This is a genomic window from Terrirubrum flagellatum, from assembly GCF_022059845.1.
Classification (GTDB): Bacteria; Pseudomonadota; Alphaproteobacteria; order Rhizobiales; family Beijerinckiaceae; genus Terrirubrum; species Terrirubrum flagellatum.
Map to the genome: position 1 here is coordinate 192,399 of NZ_CP091854.1, position 17,035 is coordinate 209,433.

The window sequence follows — 17,035 nt, forward strand, 5'->3', positions numbered from 1 at the left end:
AATTGCCTGGGTTCCGGGTTCACGCCTTCGGCGCGCCCCGGAATGACGGTGGAAATATTCAGGGCTAATCTCATCACGCTTTAAAACTCGATTCCCTTCTGCGCCTTCACGCCGGCGCGGAAGGGATGCTTCACCAAAGTCATTTCGGTGACGAGATCGGCGATCTCGATCAGTTCGGGCTTGGCGTTGCGGCCGGTGATGATGACATGTTTGCCGGCCGGCTTCTCCTCTTTGAGGAATGAAACGATCTCCTCGATCGGGAGATAATCGTAGCGCAGCGCGATATTGAGCTCATCGAGCAGCACGAGCTTGTGCCTGTCGTCGCGAATGAGCTCCTTCGCCTTCTCCCAGGCGGCGCGCGCGGACGCGATGTCGCGCTCGCGATCCTGCGTCTCCCAGGTGAAGCCTTCGCCCATGATGTGCAGCGTCACGATATCAGGGAAACGCCGCAGCAGGATCGCTTCGCCGGTCACCCATTCCGGCGCCTTGGTGAATTGCACCACGGCGACCGGCATTTCATAGGCGACATGGCGGAACACCATGCCGAGCGCGGCCGACGTCTTGCCCTTGCCGGCGCCGGTATGGACGATGAGCAGGCCCTTGTCGTCGGTCTTGCCGGCTAGCATCTTGTCCTTGGCCGCCTTGTGCTTCTTCATCTTCTCGGCGTGGCGGGCGTTGAGCGCGCTTTCATCGCTATTCATCTGCATCACGGCGCGTCCTTCCCTGATTCCGCGAGTTCATCCAGCAATGCGCGCGCCCTGTTGGAGCGCGGCGTCCAGAGCGATCGCTCGATCGCTTCCTGAAACCGTTCCGCCATCTCGCGCAGCGCCGCCGGATTGGCGTCGCGCATGAAAGCGCGAACTTTGTCGTCCTGCAAATAGGATTCGAAGAGCTGATCGAAATGATGTGACTTCACTGCATTCGTCGTCGCGGAGAACGCGAAGAGATAGTCGACGGTCGCGGCCATCTCGAAGGCGCCCTTGTAGCCATGGCGCATGACGCCCGCGATCCATTTCGGATTGGCCGCGCGGCCACGCACCACGCGCGCGATCTCTTCGTCAAGGGAGCGCGCCAAAGGCGTCTCGGGTCGCGACGTGTCGAGATGGAAGATGCGCGGCGCGTGGCCAGAGGCTTTCTCGACTGCGGCGGAGAGCCCGCCCATGAACTGGTAGTAATCGTCGGAATCGAGAATGTCGTGCTCGCGATTGTCCTGCGCCTGCGCGACGATCTCGACTTTGGCGAGACGCCGCTCGAAAAGGTCGAGCACGGCGTCGCCCTCCTGGCCGCCGCCATAGGCGTAGCCGCCCCACGCCTTGTAGGCTTCGGCGAAATCGCCGCGCTCGCGCCAGCCCTTTTCGTCGATCAGCGCCTGCAGGCCCGCGCCATAGGCGCCGGGTTTCGATCCGAACACGCGCGACATCGCGCGCCGGGAATTTTCGCCCTGCGCCGCCTCCGCGCGCGTCGCTGCGGCGATCGGATTCTCGTCGTCAGGTTCATCGAGCGCAGCGATGGCGCGCACCGCGCTGTCGAAGAGATCGATCTGCGTCGGAAACGCGTCGCGGAACAGGCCCGACACGCGCAAGGTCACATCGACGCGCGGTCGCTTGCGCTCGGCGCCGGTCATGATCTCGAAGCCGGTGACGCGGCCGGACGAGGATTCCCATACCGGCCGCGCGCCGATCAGCGCCAGCGCCTGCGCGATGTCGTCGCCGCCGGTGCGCATATTCGCAGTGCCCCAGACAGAGAGCGCCACCGTGCGCGGCCATGCGCCGGTCTCGCGCCAGTGACGCTCGACAATCGCATCGGCGGTTGCGCAACCGATGCGCCACGCAGCCGGCGTTGGCGCGGCGCGCACATCGATTGCGTAGAAATTGCGGCCCGTCGGCAGAACATCCGGCCGTCCGCGCGTCGGCGCGCCGGAAGGGCCAGGTGCGACGAAACGCGCGGCGAGGCCCGCTTTCAACGCGTCAAGCTCTGCGCCCGCGCTGCTTGTGAGCGAGGGGCGCAGATCGCGCTCGATCCAGTCGAGCACGGCGCGCGCATGCGTCCATGAGGGATCGCAAGCGATGTCTCCTGCGACGAGAGCGGAGGCGAGCTTCTCCAGCCGTTCGACGGTGTCGCCCTGCGTGCGCCACGCCTCTGTTGCAACGCTTTCGAGCGCATGTGGACGCGCTCCGCTCCAGGGCGCGGCGAGATCGCGCGTCAGTGGATCGAAGCCGGTGAGGCCGAGATCGGCGGCGAGTGCGCGATGCAGGGATTCATTCTCTGCGCCTTCGACAAGTCGCGGCGATCGTGCGATGGCGACAATCAGCTCGTTGAGATGGTCGCTTGCAGGCGTCTGGCCGAACACATGCAGCCCGTCGCGGATCTGCATCTCCTTCACGTCGCACAGCGTTGCGTCGATCAGGCGCAACGCCTCGTCGCGCGGCGCATCGCGGGAAAGGCCGAGATCAGCGTCGAGACGCAACGCGCGCGCGGATGCAAGAATATCGTCGGCGAGGCTGTCGGCGCGCCTGGGGTCGAGATCGGCGGCGAGCGCATATTCGTCGATCAGGCTTTCAAGTTCGGCGAGATCGCCATGCAGTTCCGCGCGCGTCAGCGGCGGCGTGAGGTGATCAATGACGACCGCGCCGGCGCGTCGTTTCGCCTGCACGCCCTCGCCGGGATCATTGACGATGAAGGGATAGAGATTGGGCAGCGCGCCGAGCGCGATGCGCGGCCAGCAGGAGGGTGAGAGAGCCGTCGCCTTGCCCGGCAGCCATTCCAGATTGCCATGCTTGCCGAGATGCACGACCGCGTGTGCATCAAAGTGATCGCGCAGCCAGATATGAAAGGCGAGATAGTGATGCGGCGGAACGAGATCGGGATCGTGATAGGTCGATTTCGGATCGATATTGTAGCCGCGCGCCGGCTGCACGCCGATGACGACATGGCCGAAATTGCGGATCGCCAGCTCGAACGCGCCGTCGCTTACATGCGGATCGCTCTCTGGCGCGCCCCAGCGCGAGAGGATTTGCGCGCGCGCGTCGTCAGGCAATTGCGCGAAAGCTTGCGCGTAATCCTGAAGCGAGAGGCGAGCGCCGCCAATGCGATCGCCGCGCCGCGCGATGTCGTTTGTCGGACCGGCCGCGATCTCGCGCATCAGCGCGTCGCCATTCTCCGGAATTCGGTCGATGCGATAGCCCGCATCGCGCATCATCCGCATGACTTCGATGGCGCTCGCCGGCGTATCGAGACCGACGCCGTTCGCCATGCGCCCATCGCGGTTGGGATAGTTCGCGAGGATGATCGCAATCCGGCGCTCGTCCGCTCGCGCGCGCCGCAGCCGCGTCCAGGCCGCGGTGAGATCGGCGGCGTGCGCGATTCCCTCTGCATGCGGAATACTGCTGGCAGGCCCTGCGCTTTTCCCGGGCGGCGTCTTGAACGCGATGACGCCGGCGGCGACGCGCCCGTCAACCTCAGGCAGCACGACATTCATGGCGAGATCGCGGGGCGCAAGGCCGCGCGGCGAAGCGCGCCATTCCTCTTCCGTCGAGCCCGCAAGAGCCACTTGCAGAACAGAACAATCGTAGCGCGCCAGAGGCCCGCCGGCTGAGTCGACGCCGGGCGTTCCGCTGGCGAAAGCGGTGGCGTTGAGGATCACGTCGGGTCCGCGCGCCGCAAGTTCGCGCGCGAGAATTGCGATCGCTGATTCATCCTTCAGGCTGGTGAGATAGATCGGCAGCACCGACAATCCGCGCTCGCCAAGCGCGTGGGCGAGCGCTTCGATCGCATCCGTCGCGCCGCTTTGCGCCAGCGCGCGATAGAACAGGATCAGCGCGAGCGGCTTCGCCGGATCGAGCTGTGCGGCGCGCGCGAGCACGCCGGCCGGCGGCATGGCCACGGCTTGAGGCGGCGCTTCGCCGCGCCCGATGAGATGATCGAGAAAGGTCATCGCATTGGCGATATTTTCAGGCCCGCCTTCCGCGAAGTATCGCCACAGCTCCCGCGTGCGCGCGAGATCGAGAGTGCCGAAGCTCGCGAATCGTTCGTCCCAGTGCGTGTCGCCGGGAATGCAGATGAGAACAGCGCCCGCGCGTCGCGCCTCCTCGCGCACGCGCTCGAAGCCTTCGCGCCAATAGGTCTCGGCGCCGAGAAGCCGCAGCGCGACGATCTTCGCCTTCGCCACGAGCTGCACGCAGAAGGTCTCAATCTCGTCGGGCTTCGCCACGCCGAGCAGGTTGCACAGCGTGAGCGTCGGTCCATCCTCGTCGCGGAAGCGCGCCTGACGCTGCAGCAGCGCGAGTTCGGAATCCGCCATCGAGCCGATCACGATGTCGGCCGACGCGAAGGACAATTGCTTCGCCTGGCGGCCGTCCTCGATCAGGAAGCGCGGGGTGACAAGAACATGCATCTCGGGCGTTCGGACTTGCGCCTGATGCGGCGCCTGGACGCCTTACTGCATCAGCGGCGCACCCGTCCAATCGGGCTCAGGCGCCCGGCTTCGAAGCTGCGGCAAGTGCGCCGAGCCGGGCGCGCAGCGGTGGTAGAAGCTCCCGCTCGGCGCGGATCACGTCGGCGAACAGGCGCTCCATCTCGGAAAGGCCGAATGGCGTCGGCGTGATTCCAGGGGCGCGGTCGACCACGTCAGCGAAGCCAAGCCGCTTCGCCATGACGCGCTTGCCGTAGCAGAGAATGCTCGGGATGGCGCGGGTCATGAAGGCGACGAGCGGCAGGATTTCCTTGTGCAGGCGGAACGCGAGCGTTGTCGCCTCTGCGTCATGGGACGTGAGCGCCTCATACATTGCGACCTGGATCGCGAGGCAGTCTGGGGCGGGAATGAGGCCGGCGCCGCCGCTCCTCATTAATGAAATAAATTCGAGCCCGCCATGTCCGCCGAAGGCGTCGACGGCGTCGCCGAGTTCGGCCAGCGTGCGCGCGACGTCGACCGACCAGCCCTCGATCTTCAGTAGAGATATGCTTGGATGGCGCCGCGCCAGCGCGACGATTCCTTCAGGCGAGAGCGCGCTGTCGAGATTTATGGGATTGTTCTGGATCGCGACGGGGCAATCGAGCCGGTCGGCGATGGCGCCGAAATGGCGTTGCAGATCTGCTTCCGAATGCCCCTTGCCCGGCGGCGGCTGCAGGATCACCCAGTCGGCGCCATTCTTGATCGCCATGCGCGCAAAAGCGATCTGTCCCTCGACATCCTGCTCCGCAACCGTCACTGCGTAGGGCGCACGTTTGCCAAGCGCCGCGCCGACGACTTCGACGACCTCGCGGCGCTCTTCCGTCGTCATATGATTCACTTCGGTCACGAGGCCGAGAACCATCACGCCATGCGCGCCTTCGGCCAGACAATGCTCCACCTGCGCGCGCATCGCATCGTGATCGAGTCGCCCGCTGCGATCGAAGAAGGCGTAGAGAACGGGATAGACGCCCCTGAAGCGGCGGCGGCTCATCGTTCACGCCGCCACGATGTAGTTGAACACTTCGTCCTTCGGCGAGACGCCAAGCCCCGGTCCGCTCGGCAGGCTGTAGAAGCCTTCCGCACAGGCCATGTCGCCATGGATGAAGCGAAGATTCTTGTCGAAGATCGAATGTTGATATTCGTGATAGGGCACGCGCTTCAATGCCGATGTTGCGTGTAGGCTCGCCGCCATGAAGACACCAAGGCCGATCGAGGCGTGCGGAATGACGTCGACATGGAAAGCGTGCGCCATGCGGCCGATATGCAGGAACTCGGTCACGCCGGTGTGGCCCATCTCCGGCTGAATGATGCTCATGCAGCGGCGCTCGAAGCGCGGACGATATTCAAACGCCGTGCGCAATTCCTCGCCGAGCGCGACGGGCACGCCGACGCCGCGCGCCACGAGCTCCTGTCCGTCGATATCCTCGGGCTCGCAGGGCGCTTCGGCGAAGGCGAGATTGTAGGCCTCGAGCTTGCGGATCAGCCGGATCGCCTCGCCCGCGGTGAATTTCCAGTGGAGATCGACCATGATCTCGACATCGGGCCCCAGCGCCTCGCGCAGCGCCGCCATTTCCTTCACGACGCCATCGTCCGATACGGCGGCGGCGAATTTCACCGCGCGATAACCCTTGCCGACCCACTCGACGGCGAGATCGACGCGCTCCTGCAACGTCGCCTTGGGCAGGCCGGAAACATAGGCCGGAATCTTGTGATGACGCGCGCCGCCGAGAAGGCCATGCAGCGGCCGGTTTGCGCATTTGCCGAAGAGGTCCCACACGGCGATGTCGACGCCGGCGAGGCTGTCGACATAAAAGCCGCCGAAAAAGCCGCGCACGCGCATGAGATCATAGAGGTCTTCATGCAGCACGACCGGCTCGCCGGGATCGCGACCGATCATCACGGGGCCGAGCACATCGTCGATAATAGCCTTCACCGCATGCGGCGCGACGATGCCATAGGTTTCTCCCCAGCCGACCTTGCCGCTTTCGGCGGTGACCTTGATCAGCACTGACATATCGCTCGAGGGATAGATCGAGCGATTGCCCTTGCGGATGATGTAGCCCTTCTCGTTGATGCGTTCGCCTTCGCGCAGCGGCCCGAGGTAGGGCGTATCGCGCGGGATCGAGATGATGAAGCTTTCGACTTTTGTGATCGCGTCAAGCGGCGGCATCGTGTTGTCTCAGCTGCGCGGGGGATGAATGGCGAAGAGATCGGCCGCTTCCGCAATGAGCGCCGCAAGCTCGATCTCATCACCCTCGTCGAACACGGGGCCGGCGGCGCGCGCCACCGTCGATTGCAAAAGACCGCGCGCTTTGAGCACCGCTTTCGTCAGCCGCACGCGGAAATTCGCCTGGAACAGCAGAAGCGGCAGCGAGCGCGAATAAAGCCGCCGCGCCATTTTCACATCGTCAGCGTGGAACGCGCGAAACAGCGCCGCATGCACATCTGTGAGTTCGGCCGCAGGCATGGCGCCGGCCGCGCCGCGCGCCAGCTCATCCATCATGTAGCGCGCGCCCGCGCCGCCGAACACGCCGTCGAGCTTGCCGCCGACCGCTTTCAGAATCGCGGTTACGTTCTGGCCCGGTGGCAGGGTTTCTTCCTTGACGAATCGGATTTGCGGAACGGCGCTGACGATCTCGGCGATGGCGGTCGGCTTCAGGCCCGCGCCCATCGGCGCCGGCGCGTTCTGCAGCATGATCGGCAGAGAGGTATTCGCAGCGACGGCGCGATAGAAGGCGATGTGCTTCTCGATATCGGCGCCGTTGCCGGCTGGCGCCATGATCATCGCGGCCTTCGCGCCGACCGCGCGGCCTTCCTCGGCGCGCGCGGCGGATCGCGCGGGATCGGCGTCGCTTGCGCCAACGATGAAGGGCAGGCGGCCCTTGAGCGCTTCGCCCAGCGTGTTGACCATCAGCAGCCGTTCTTCCGGCGACAACGTCTCCACTTCGCTCGCCATGCCGGGATAGACCATGCCATCGGCGCCGGCCTCGACGGCGAAATTCACCAGCGTCTTCAACGCGGCGGGATCGACGGCGCGATCGGCGGTGAAAGGCGTGGGAAGAACGGGAAAGACGCCCGACAATTTTGTCATTTCACGGAGCCCGCTGTGACGCCCTGGATGAACCAGCGCTGGAGGATGGCGAAGGCGACGAGGATCGGCAGCGAGGCGATGATCGACGCCGCCATGGCGCCGCCCCAGTCGGCATTGGTTTCGTTGAGATAGTTGAGCAGCAGGCCAGGCCCGATCGTGCGCTTGTCCTCGGAGACGATCAGCGTCATCGAATAGAGAAGATCGTTCCACGACCACATGAAGCCGTAGAGAAACACCGTCACCAGAGGCGGAATCGAGATCGGCAGCACGATGGTGTGGAAGATGCGCAGTTCGCCGGCGCCGTCGGCGCGCGCGGCCTCGATCATCTCGCCGGGCACCTGCGCGAAATAACTGTAGAGCATGTAGATTGAAACCGGCAGCGCGAACACGATCGAGGCGAGCACAAGGCCGAGATGGGTGTCGAGCAGGCCGAAATTCACCATGACAGGATAGATCGTGATCAGCAGCAGGCCGAACGGCAGAACCTGCGCCGACAGCAGCAGGATCATGATCGGGCGGCGGCCGAAATAGCGGAATTTCGCGACGGAATAACCGGCATAGGCCGCAAGCAGCGTGTTCAATGCGGCCGCGCCGCCGGACACGATGAAGCTGTTCTTGAGATTGAGGAAGAGATTGCCGCGCTCGAACGCAGTGCGCGCATGCGTCAATACAGGCTCCTGCGGCCACAGCGTCGGGATGATGCGATAAAGCTCCTGGTTCGGCTTCAGCGCCGAGATCACCAGCCAGTAGACCGGGAAGAACAGGAACAGCGCGAGAAGGATGACGATCGCGCCAAAGATCAGCCGGGCGGCGCGTGACGAGAGTTCGAGCATCACACGCCTTTCAGCAGATGCCGGAGATAGAGATAGGCGGGCGGAATGATGGTCGCGACCCAGAGCAGGCCGACAGCCGCGGCCATGCCGATGTCCCAGCTATCAAAGGCGCGGCGATAAACTTCAATCGAGAGCACCGTCGTCGCGCGCACCGGCCCGCCGCCGGTCAGCGCATAGATCTTGTCGAACTGCTGGAGATTGCCGATCACGGCGAGCACGATCACGACAAGCAGCAGGGGTCTGAGATGCGGCAGGATATGATCGCGCAGAACGGGCCAGTCGCCGGCGCCGTCGACGCGCGCGGCGTCGACCTGCTCGCGATCCATGCTCTGCAAGCCGGCGAGAAAGAAGGTCATGGTGACGGGAATCGAGATCCAGACTTTTGCGATCACGATCGCGCTCATGGCGCCGCCTGGCGTCGAGAGCCATGCTGTCGGCTGATCAATGAGCCCAAGCTCCAGCATCGCCGCGTTGAGAAGGCCGAAGCGGCTGTTGAAAATCCAGGCCCAGATGAAGGCGGAGACCGTGCTCGGCAGCACCCAGGGGATGAGAGTCGCGGTGCGCACCGCGGCGCGGCCGCGGAAAGGCTGATTGAGAATAATCGCCCAGGCGAGCGCGAGCAACACGGTGAAGAGCGTCGCGAGGCTGACGAAGATGAAGGTGGTGATGAAGGACTGCAGAATCTCAGGGCTCGCCGCGATCTCGCGGAAATTCTTCAGTCCGATATAGACAGGTTCCGGCGTCTGCAGATCATAGCGCGTGAAAGCGAGACCAAGCGCGGAGACGAAGGGCGCGAGAATGACGGCGGCGAAGGCGATCAGCGCCGGCGCCATGAACAGCCAGCCGACGCGCCGCTCGGCGCCTTTCAGCCCCGCGCGCTGCGCGAGCGGCGAGGGCCGCAGCGTCTCCGCTGCGGCCGGCGCCTGTAATGTCGCGCTCGCAGACATGCTCAACCGCGCTTCGCCATCGAGGCTTCGAGGCGCGACTTCATCGACTGCATCGCGTCCGCGACCTTTTTCTGGCCGAGCAACGCAGCCTGCGTCTCCTCGCTGACGATGTTGCCGAGCTCGGGCGCATTCGGCCACACGCCGAGCTCATGCAGGCGCACTTCGCCGGTCGCCTTCGCCCAATCCGCGAAATAGGCGTCGTTCGCGACCACAGGCGCGGCGCGCGCCGCCTTCGTCACCGGCAGCGCAGAGAGCGCCGGCGGGAAGGCGGTCTGCACCTTGTCGGAAATGAGATAGTTTGCCCATTTCGCGAGGCCGGCGTCCTTCGCCGCATCGCCCGTCTTGAAGAAGAGAATGAGATTGCCCCACGCCATCGACACGGGCTTGAGGTTCGCCTGCGCCACCGGAATTTTCATCGGCGCGACCATCGCGTCCGCGGTGGGGCCGCGGCCGGAGAAGGTGCGGATGAAGCTGCGCGCCTGCGGAGCATCGATGTAGAAAGCGGTCGCGCCCTGACCGAAGAGACGGCGCGAATCCGGTCGATCGATCTCCGGCGCGATCAGACGGTCCTTCATCAGGCTCGCCATGAATTCGAACGCGGCGCCGGTTTCATTGGAGCCGCTGACGACCTTGCCATCCTCGTCGATCAGACGGCCGCCATGGCTCCACACCCAGATCAGCACATCGAGCGGGATGGAAGCCGGATTCTTCGTCGCCATCGCCATGGGCACGGAGTTCGGAACCTTGTCGCGCACGGCGATCAGCGCCGCTCTTAGCTCGGCGATCGTCTCCGGCAATTTGTCGACGCCAGCCTTCTGCAACACTTCCTTATTCGCCACCATGCCGATGCTGCCTGTGGCGATGGGCAGTGCGAGCTGCTTGCCGCCGATGCGGCCGACATTGAGCACATTGACGTCGATCGCGGCTTCGAGCTTGTCCTTGCCGACGACCTGATTGAGATCGGCAAGCTCCGGCATGGAGGCGAAGGAGGGCAGCCAGCGCTCGGAAATCTGCGCGCTGCTTGGCAATGTCTTTGAACGCTGGCGCAGAACGAGATTCTTCTGCACGTCGCCCCAGGCGGAGCCGATCACCTGCATCGGCGCGCCATTGTCGCCGGCGAAATCGTCACACAGCTTCTGCACCAGCGCCTTGTTCGCTTCCTCCGCGAAGGAGAAGCTCATGAAGGACATGTTGGCGGCCTGCGCCCGCGCGCCGCCGGCATAGATCGCGCCGGCGCCGCCGGCGAGAAGCGCGTTGAAATATCGTCTCGTGAGTTCAGTCATGTCACTCTCCCTGTCCTGGGCCGCGCGACGGCCCCTTTATGTTTGCGCGGTCGCTGCGCCGCGCTTGATGTTTCAGACCACGCCGCCATCGACGATGTAGGTCTGGCCCGCACAATGGCGCGACTCTGACGAGGCGAGCCACAGCGCGAGCCGCGCCACGTCGGCAGCGTCGAGATGCTCCTTGATGCATTGACGATCGAGATAGCGATCGAATTTCGCGGGGTCTTCCGCATTGGCGCGCGCGATCTGCTTTTCCGTCCAGATCATGCCGGGCGCGATCGAGTTGACGCGGATTTTCAGCGGGCCAAATTCGCGCGCGAGCGATTTGGTGAAGCCCATGATCGCCGATTTGCCCGTGGTGTAGGCGATAAGGCCCGCAGCGCCGAACATCCAGGAGATCGAACCGAGATTGACGATCGCGCCGCCGCCAGCCGCCGCCATCGCGGGCGCAATCGTCTGCGCGGCGAAGAACTGATGCTTCACGTTCACAGCGAAACGATCGTCCCAATAATCAGGCGTCACCTTGTCCCAGGGTGCGCGCGCATCGTCGCCAGCGTTGTTGATCAAAGCGCGGAAGGCGCCTGTTTTCGCCGAAAGCGCCGCGATGGCATTTTGCAGCGCATCGATGTCGCGCAGATCGACCGCGGCCGTCTCCACATGGACGCCCGTTTCCGCCAAGATGTCGCTGCGCGCGCGCGCCAGCGCGTCCGCATTGATGTCGATCACCGCGACCTTTGATTTCTGCGCGGCGAAATGCAGCGCGATGCTCGCGCCGATTCCCGATCCGCCGCCGGTGATGAGCACCGGCAGGTCCGCGAGATCGGGATAGCGCGCGCCCTCGGTCGCCTTCATGCCGCGCTCCTCACCTGCGCGCCGGTTGAGATGCGTTGGCCGCTCTCATCGAAGAGGTGCAAAGCCGCGGGATCGAGCCCGACGCGCACCGTCGAACCGACAGACAATTCGCTGTCGCCGGCCTTTCGCACGATCACGGGATCGGCGACGCCTTCGCAGACGACATGGACAAAGAGATCGGAGCCGAGATGCTCGACGACTTTCGCGCGGCCGGAAAGCGAAAGAGTGTGAGAGTCGGTCGCGAGCGTGAGATGTTCGGCGCGCGCGCCGATCGAGAGTTCGTCGCCCGGACGGGCTTCAACTTCAAAAGGCAGTGTCAGGCCATTCGTCAGGATCGGCCGGCGCTGCGGTCCAACGATCGCCGGCAGCATGTTCATGCGTGGTGAACCGATGAAGCCGGCGACGAATTTGTTCGCGGGCGCGCGATAGAGTTCGAGCGGCGAGCCCACCTGCTCGATGCGGCCGGCGTTGAGCACGACGATCTTGTCGGCGAGCGTCATCGCCTCGGTCTGGTCGTGCGTGACATAGATCATGGTCACGCCAAGCCGCGCCTTCAGCGACGCGATTTCGGCGCGCATGTCGACGCGCAGCGCCGCGTCGAGATTGGAGAGCGGCTCGTCGAACAGGAAGATGCGCGGCTGGCGCACGATGGCGCGGCCGATTGCGACGCGCTGGCGCTGTCCGCCGGAGAGCTGGCGCGGCTTGCGGTCGAGCAGTTGGTCGAGACGTAGCACCGCGGCGGCTTCGCCAACTCTGCGCTCGATCTCGCGTTTCTCCACGCCGGCGAGTCGGAGCGAATAGCCCATGTTCTTCGCGACCGTCATGTGCGGATAGAGCGCGTAGCTCTGGAACACCATGGCGATGCCGCGCTTCGCCGGCGGCACGTCGTTGACGATTTCGCCATCGATGGCGATCACGCCCGATGTGACTTCATCGAGGCCGCAGATCAGGCGCAGCAGCGTCGATTTTCCGCAGCCCGATGGGCCGACGAAGACGACGAATTCGCCATCGGCGATATCGAGATCGATGCCGTGCAGAATATCGGTCGGACCGAAGCTTTTCCTGACGGCGGCGAGCTTGACGCTGGACATGATTCAGCCCGCGAACGGAGTTTCGGGCAGGCCTCGCGCGCCGGTCTGCGTTGCGAAGACACTGCCGGAGAGCGGCGCCTCCGCGAGCTGTTGCGCCGACATGCGGATGCGTGCGCTGGTGATGTAGAGCGTGCCGAAATCGGGTCCGCCGAAAGCGCAGCTCGTGGGACGCGGCACGGGAAGATTGATGACGCGATCGACCTTGCCGTCGGGGTCATAGCGCGTCACGCACCAGCCATCCCAATGCGCCGACCAGACAAAGCCTTCGGCGTCGACGGCGAGACCATCGGGCGAACCGACTCCATCGGGCAATTGCGCGAATGTGCGGCGATTGGCGATCGCGCCCGTCTCGATGTCGAAATCGTAGAGATAGATTCGCTTCGGTCCGGTGTCGGTGAAATAGAAGCGCGTGTCGTCAGGGCTCCATCCCAAACCGTTGGAGATGTGGAAGCCCGTATCCATCGTGTGGCAGCGGCCGTCCGCATCGAGGCGATAGAGCGCGCCATGGCCGGGTGTGGCATCGATCGCGAGCGTGCCGGCCCAGAAGCGGCCGCGACGATCGCATTTTCCGTCGTTGAAGCGATTGCCCGGCTTGCCGCTCTCGGGCGCAGCGATCGTCGTCGCTTTTCCCGTGGCGAGATCGACAGCTTTCAGTCCGGTCTGCATCGCCGCGAGAAAGCCGCCGCGGCGGCGCGGCACAACGGCGCTGACGAGCTCCGGCATCGGATGCGTCTGGAACGAGCCGTCGTTCGGGTCAGAGATGATGATTGAGGGCGCGAGAATATCGACGAAGGCGAGCTGCTTTTCGGCGGGAAGCCAGGTCGGGCCTTCGCCGAGAAACACTGTCGTCGGCACGACTGACGCGACGTCCTCGCGGTCCGGCCCGAGCGGGCGCGGATTGATGCTGATCGACATCGCGACCTGTCCTGCATTTCCTGAAACCCGCCGCGCCGCCTCCATCACGTCGCGGCCAAGCGCGTGGAGCCGGTCGAGGCCAAGCCTGTAGGAAGGGCCGACGATGGCGACGGCGCCGATGGCGCGGGCGCGATGATCGAGCACCGCGGCGGAGACGGAGCTCACGCCGATATGCTGCTCCTCGAACGAGACGGAGTAGCCGCGCGCCTTGGTGAGATCGAGCTGCTGCGACAGCGCCGCGCGATCGGTGATGGTGTTCGGCGTGAAGCGCTGCAGCTTCAGCCGATTGAGAATCTGTTCGCGGATCAGCGGATCGAGATGGGCGAGGATCGCCTTGCCGGCGCCGCTGGCGTGGGCGAAGGCGCGCGCGCCGACGCCGTTGCCTAGCCTGACCGTCTGGGCCGCCTCACGCTGATCGACATAAAGCACGTCGTCATCATCGAGGATCGCAAGCCTCACCGTCTCGCCGGTGAGATCGCGCAACCTCTCAAGCTCAGGCTCGGCTGCGCTGCGCAGGTCGAACTGGTCCCAGACCCGATGCGCCATCTCGAACAGGCGGAAGCCGAGATGATAGCGCTGGCTTCTCTCATCGACGCGGAGAAGGCCGGCTTCCGCCAGCGTCGCGAGCATGCGGTGCGCCGTCGCGCGGGTGAGTCCAGCCTTCTCCGCGATGTCGCTGAAGCGCAAGCCGGGATGGTCCGCGACGATGTCGAGCAGGGACAGGCCGCGCCGCAGCGCCTGGGCGCCAGGAATCTCCCGCCCGGCCTCCTCGGCGCGCTCGCCATCCTCGATCACCGCCAGACGTTTCACGCCGCCTCCCCTCGCTTAGTTGTTTTTTTCAATATGTGGGCATGCGTTCCAAGTCAACGCGATCGTGCGACCGCGTCCGCGACCATCCGCTCGAACGTCCATTGCGGGCGCACGCCCAGAATCTCGATCGCCCGGGCGCGCGAGGCGGCGTAATTGACGGCGGGGGAGGGCAGGACGACCTCGACGGCGGGCAGGCCGGTATGGCGCTGCAGGATCGCCACCGCCTGGTCGAACCGGATCGATTCCTCGGTTCCCAGATTCATCACCTGTCCGATCGCGCGCTCTGAATCGAGCGCGGCGATCACGCCGGCGGCGATGTCGCGCGCGTCGCTGATCGGCATGCGGAAATATTCGCCGTCGCGCCCGCGGCTGATGAGATGCTTCTCCGCGCCGTCATCGAAAGGCTTCAGCGCCTCGACGATAGCGAGATTGCCGAACGCCTGCTGCTGGCGGATGCGCGCCTTGAGATAGAAGCGCGGCCCCGAGAAGAAGCTCGTGGGATCGAGCAGCTCGCTCGCATCCTGCGTGTGGCTGAAGCGCAGAATGACTGTGGCGAGGCCATAGGCGCGGGCGAAGAACTGCACCATTTCCTCGCCGAGCAGCTTCGTCATGCCGTAGGTCGAGGTTGGCCGCGTCGGATGGCTTTCGTCGATCGGGAGATAGACGGGGCTCGTCTCGGGATAGACTTCGCCGCTTGAAGCGAACACGAAGCGGCTGACTTTCTTCGCCTGCGCCGCTCGCAGCAGCAGATGAGTTCCCGTGACGTTTGCGGCGAACAGCTTGTCCGCGTCCGCAGGGATCCATGACATGAAGGCGCCGAGATGCAGCACGGCCTCAGCGGACGCCATCGCGCGCGTCACGGCTTCCGCGTCGTCGAACGCGCCAACGATGTTGGTCACGCGCGCATCGCGATGGCTGCTTTCGCGCAGGTCGAGATTGATGACACGATCGCCGCGCGCGAGCAGCGTCGAAATGACATGGGTTCCGACGCGTCCCGCGCCGCCGGTGACGAGGATGTTCACGGCTATGCCTCGCTATTTCACGGCGCCGGCGGCCATGCCGCTGACGAGATAGGGTTCGAGAAGCACGAACAGGATGAAGACGGGGATGAGCGACAGAGATCCCGCCGCCATCAGCCCGGGCCAGTCGACGCCATGCTCGCCGACGAAGGAGGCCAGACCCGTGGTCAGCGTCCAGAGTTCGGGCGAATTGATCAGCGTCCGCGCGAAGACGAAATCGGCCCAGGCGACGATGAAGAGATAGATCGCGGCGGCGGTGAGACCCGGCCGCGCCACCGGCAACACCACATGCCACAAGGCCTGCATGCGCGAGCAGCCGTCGATCGCCGCGGCGGCGTCAAGTTCGCGCGGGATCGCGTCGAAAAAGCCCTTCATCATCCAGGTCGCGAAGGGCACGCCGACTGACGTGTTGGCGAGGATCAGCGACAGCCGGCTGTCGATCATGCCGGCGCGGCTCGCCATGATGAAGAAGGGAATGACGATGAGGCTGCCGGGCAGCATCTTGCTGACCAGCAGCGCGAGCCCCGACAGCTCCTGCGCCTTCGAGCGATAGCGCGACAGGCTGTAACCGGCGAGCGTCGCGATCACGAGGCTGAGCAAGGTCGCTGCGATCGCCACCAGCATCGTATTCGCGAGCCAGGTGAGAAACGGGCGCCTGAGCAACGCGCGCCCGAAGGCGTCGAACGTCATCTCCGAAAGCGGCGGCAAGAGGGGCGGCGTGCGCGACAGGACGATGCGCGTCGGCAGATGCGCCGTCACAACCATCCAGTAGATCGGGAAAAGAATGATCGCGACCATGACGAGCACGGCCGCCAGCACGCGCCAGTCGCGTCGGAGCGATGTACCCTCCATCGCTAGAAGAACTCCTTCTGCAGGGGGCGGCGTGCGACGGCGAGCAGCGCCAATGCGATCGCAAGGGTGAGCACGCCGATCGCGGCGGCGCGGCCGAGATCATAATAGGAGAAGGCTTCGAGATAGGCGCGGATGCCAAGCGTCTCGCTGGCGCGCGACGGACCGCCGCCGGTGGTCGCGAAGATGATGTCGAATTCGCGCAGCGCCCACAGTCCGTTGAGAACAAGCGCCAGCAGCGCGGGGCCGCGCACGCCGGGCCACGTCACATTGAAGAACGCCTGCGTCCTGTTCGCGCCGTCGATGTCGGCGGCTTCGTAGAGATCGGCCGGAATCGTCTGCAGCGCGCCGAGAATCGTGAGCGCGAAAAAGGGAAATCCTTTCCAGATCGTCGGCAGGATCGCCGCCGCCAGCGCCGTGTTCTCGTTCGAATACCAGGCGATGTCTTCGCCGTGATAGCCAAATGAACGCAGGAGATAATTGACGACGCCATAGGAAGGGTCGAACAGCCAGAGAAAGATGATGCTGACGAGCACGCCGGGCGCGGCCCATGGCAGAAGCGCGAGGCAGCGCAGCGCGCGGCGCAAGGGGAAGCTGCGATTGAGCAGCAGCGCCGCGCCAAGGCCGAGCGCGAAGGCGGGTAATGTCGCGCCGGCGACATAGATCGCGGTGGTGACGACGCTGTCCCAGGTCTCGGGGTCAGTCAGCACCGAGATGAAATTGCCGAAGCCGAGCGGCCGCGCGCCGCCGCCGAGCGCGTTGAGCTTGGCGCCTTCCACAAAGCTGAAGCCGATGATCTGGGCGATCGGCCACCCTACGAGGCCGAGCACGCACAGGATCGCGGGCGCAAGCAGCAGCAGCGCGAAAACGCGATCGTCGCGAAGAATCCGCATGG

The 17,035-nt window shown here is 64.9% G+C and carries 14 protein-coding genes; all 14 read right to left on the reverse strand.

Annotated elements, in window-relative coordinates:
* Positions 1 to 80: 80 nt before the first annotated feature.
* Entirely contained in the window at positions 81 to 707 is a 627-nt protein-coding gene (cobO, locus tag L8F45_RS30640; RefSeq protein ID WP_425330072.1) for a cob(I)yrinic acid a,c-diamide adenosyltransferase, read from the reverse strand.
* Positions 707 to 4,393, reverse strand: a complete 3,687-nt coding sequence (gene cobN / locus L8F45_RS30645) for a cobaltochelatase subunit CobN (protein ID WP_342364277.1) — start codon at positions 4,391 to 4,393, stop codon at positions 707 to 709. The genes cobO and cobN overlap by 1 nt, the downstream gene beginning before the upstream one ends.
* 76 nt (positions 4,394 to 4,469) lie before the next feature.
* Entirely contained in the window at positions 4,470 to 5,441 is a 972-nt protein-coding gene (locus L8F45_RS30650; protein ID WP_342364278.1) for a dihydrodipicolinate synthase family protein, read from the reverse strand.
* Between the two features lie 3 nt (positions 5,442 to 5,444).
* Entirely contained in the window at positions 5,445 to 6,620 is a 1,176-nt protein-coding gene (locus L8F45_RS30655; protein ID WP_342364279.1) for a mandelate racemase/muconate lactonizing enzyme family protein, read from the reverse strand.
* Positions 6,621 to 6,629: 9 nt separating this feature from the next.
* Positions 6,630 to 7,541: a dihydrodipicolinate synthase family protein gene (locus L8F45_RS30660; protein ID WP_342364280.1), complete on the reverse strand. Its 912-nt coding sequence runs from the start codon at positions 7,539 to 7,541 to the stop codon at positions 6,630 to 6,632.
* Positions 7,538 to 8,374 carry a carbohydrate ABC transporter permease gene (locus tag L8F45_RS30665; protein WP_342364281.1) on the reverse strand — a complete coding sequence of 279 codons (837 nt, stop codon included), beginning with the start codon at positions 8,372 to 8,374 and terminating at the stop codon, positions 7,538 to 7,540. Before L8F45_RS30665 ends, L8F45_RS30660 begins: the two co-directional genes overlap by 4 nt.
* A complete protein-coding gene (locus tag L8F45_RS30670) occupies positions 8,374 to 9,321 on the reverse strand; it encodes a carbohydrate ABC transporter permease (protein WP_342364282.1) in 948 nt (315 codons plus the stop codon). The genes L8F45_RS30665 and L8F45_RS30670 overlap by 1 nt, the downstream gene beginning before the upstream one ends.
* 2 nt (positions 9,322 to 9,323) lie before the next feature.
* On the reverse strand, positions 9,324 to 10,604 hold the full coding sequence (locus tag L8F45_RS30675) for an ABC transporter substrate-binding protein (RefSeq protein WP_342364283.1): 1,281 nt from the start codon (positions 10,602 to 10,604) through the stop codon (positions 9,324 to 9,326).
* A 72-nt stretch (positions 10,605 to 10,676) separates the two neighbouring features.
* Positions 10,677 to 11,456 (reverse strand): SDR family NAD(P)-dependent oxidoreductase, encoded by a 780-nt coding sequence (locus L8F45_RS30680; RefSeq protein WP_342364284.1) that lies wholly within the window; start codon positions 11,454 to 11,456, stop codon positions 10,677 to 10,679.
* Entirely contained in the window at positions 11,453 to 12,547 is a 1,095-nt protein-coding gene (locus L8F45_RS30685) for an ABC transporter ATP-binding protein (RefSeq protein ID WP_342364285.1), read from the reverse strand. The genes L8F45_RS30680 and L8F45_RS30685 overlap by 4 nt, the downstream gene beginning before the upstream one ends.
* A 3-nt stretch (positions 12,548 to 12,550) precedes the next feature.
* On the reverse strand, positions 12,551 to 14,272 hold the full coding sequence (locus tag L8F45_RS30690) for an SMP-30/gluconolactonase/LRE family protein (protein WP_342364286.1): 1,722 nt from the start codon (positions 14,270 to 14,272) through the stop codon (positions 12,551 to 12,553).
* A gap of 53 nt (positions 14,273 to 14,325) precedes the next feature.
* Positions 14,326 to 15,294: an NAD-dependent epimerase/dehydratase family protein gene (locus L8F45_RS30695; protein WP_342364287.1), complete on the reverse strand. Its 969-nt coding sequence runs from the start codon at positions 15,292 to 15,294 to the stop codon at positions 14,326 to 14,328.
* 12 nt (positions 15,295 to 15,306) lie between these two features.
* Positions 15,307 to 16,143 (reverse strand): carbohydrate ABC transporter permease, encoded by an 837-nt coding sequence (locus tag L8F45_RS30700; protein ID WP_342364288.1) that lies wholly within the window; start codon positions 16,141 to 16,143, stop codon positions 15,307 to 15,309.
* A gap of 2 nt (positions 16,144 to 16,145) precedes the next feature.
* Entirely contained in the window at positions 16,146 to 17,033 is an 888-nt protein-coding gene (locus L8F45_RS30705; RefSeq protein WP_342364289.1) for a carbohydrate ABC transporter permease, read from the reverse strand.
* Between the last annotated feature and the right edge of the window lie 2 nt (positions 17,034 to 17,035).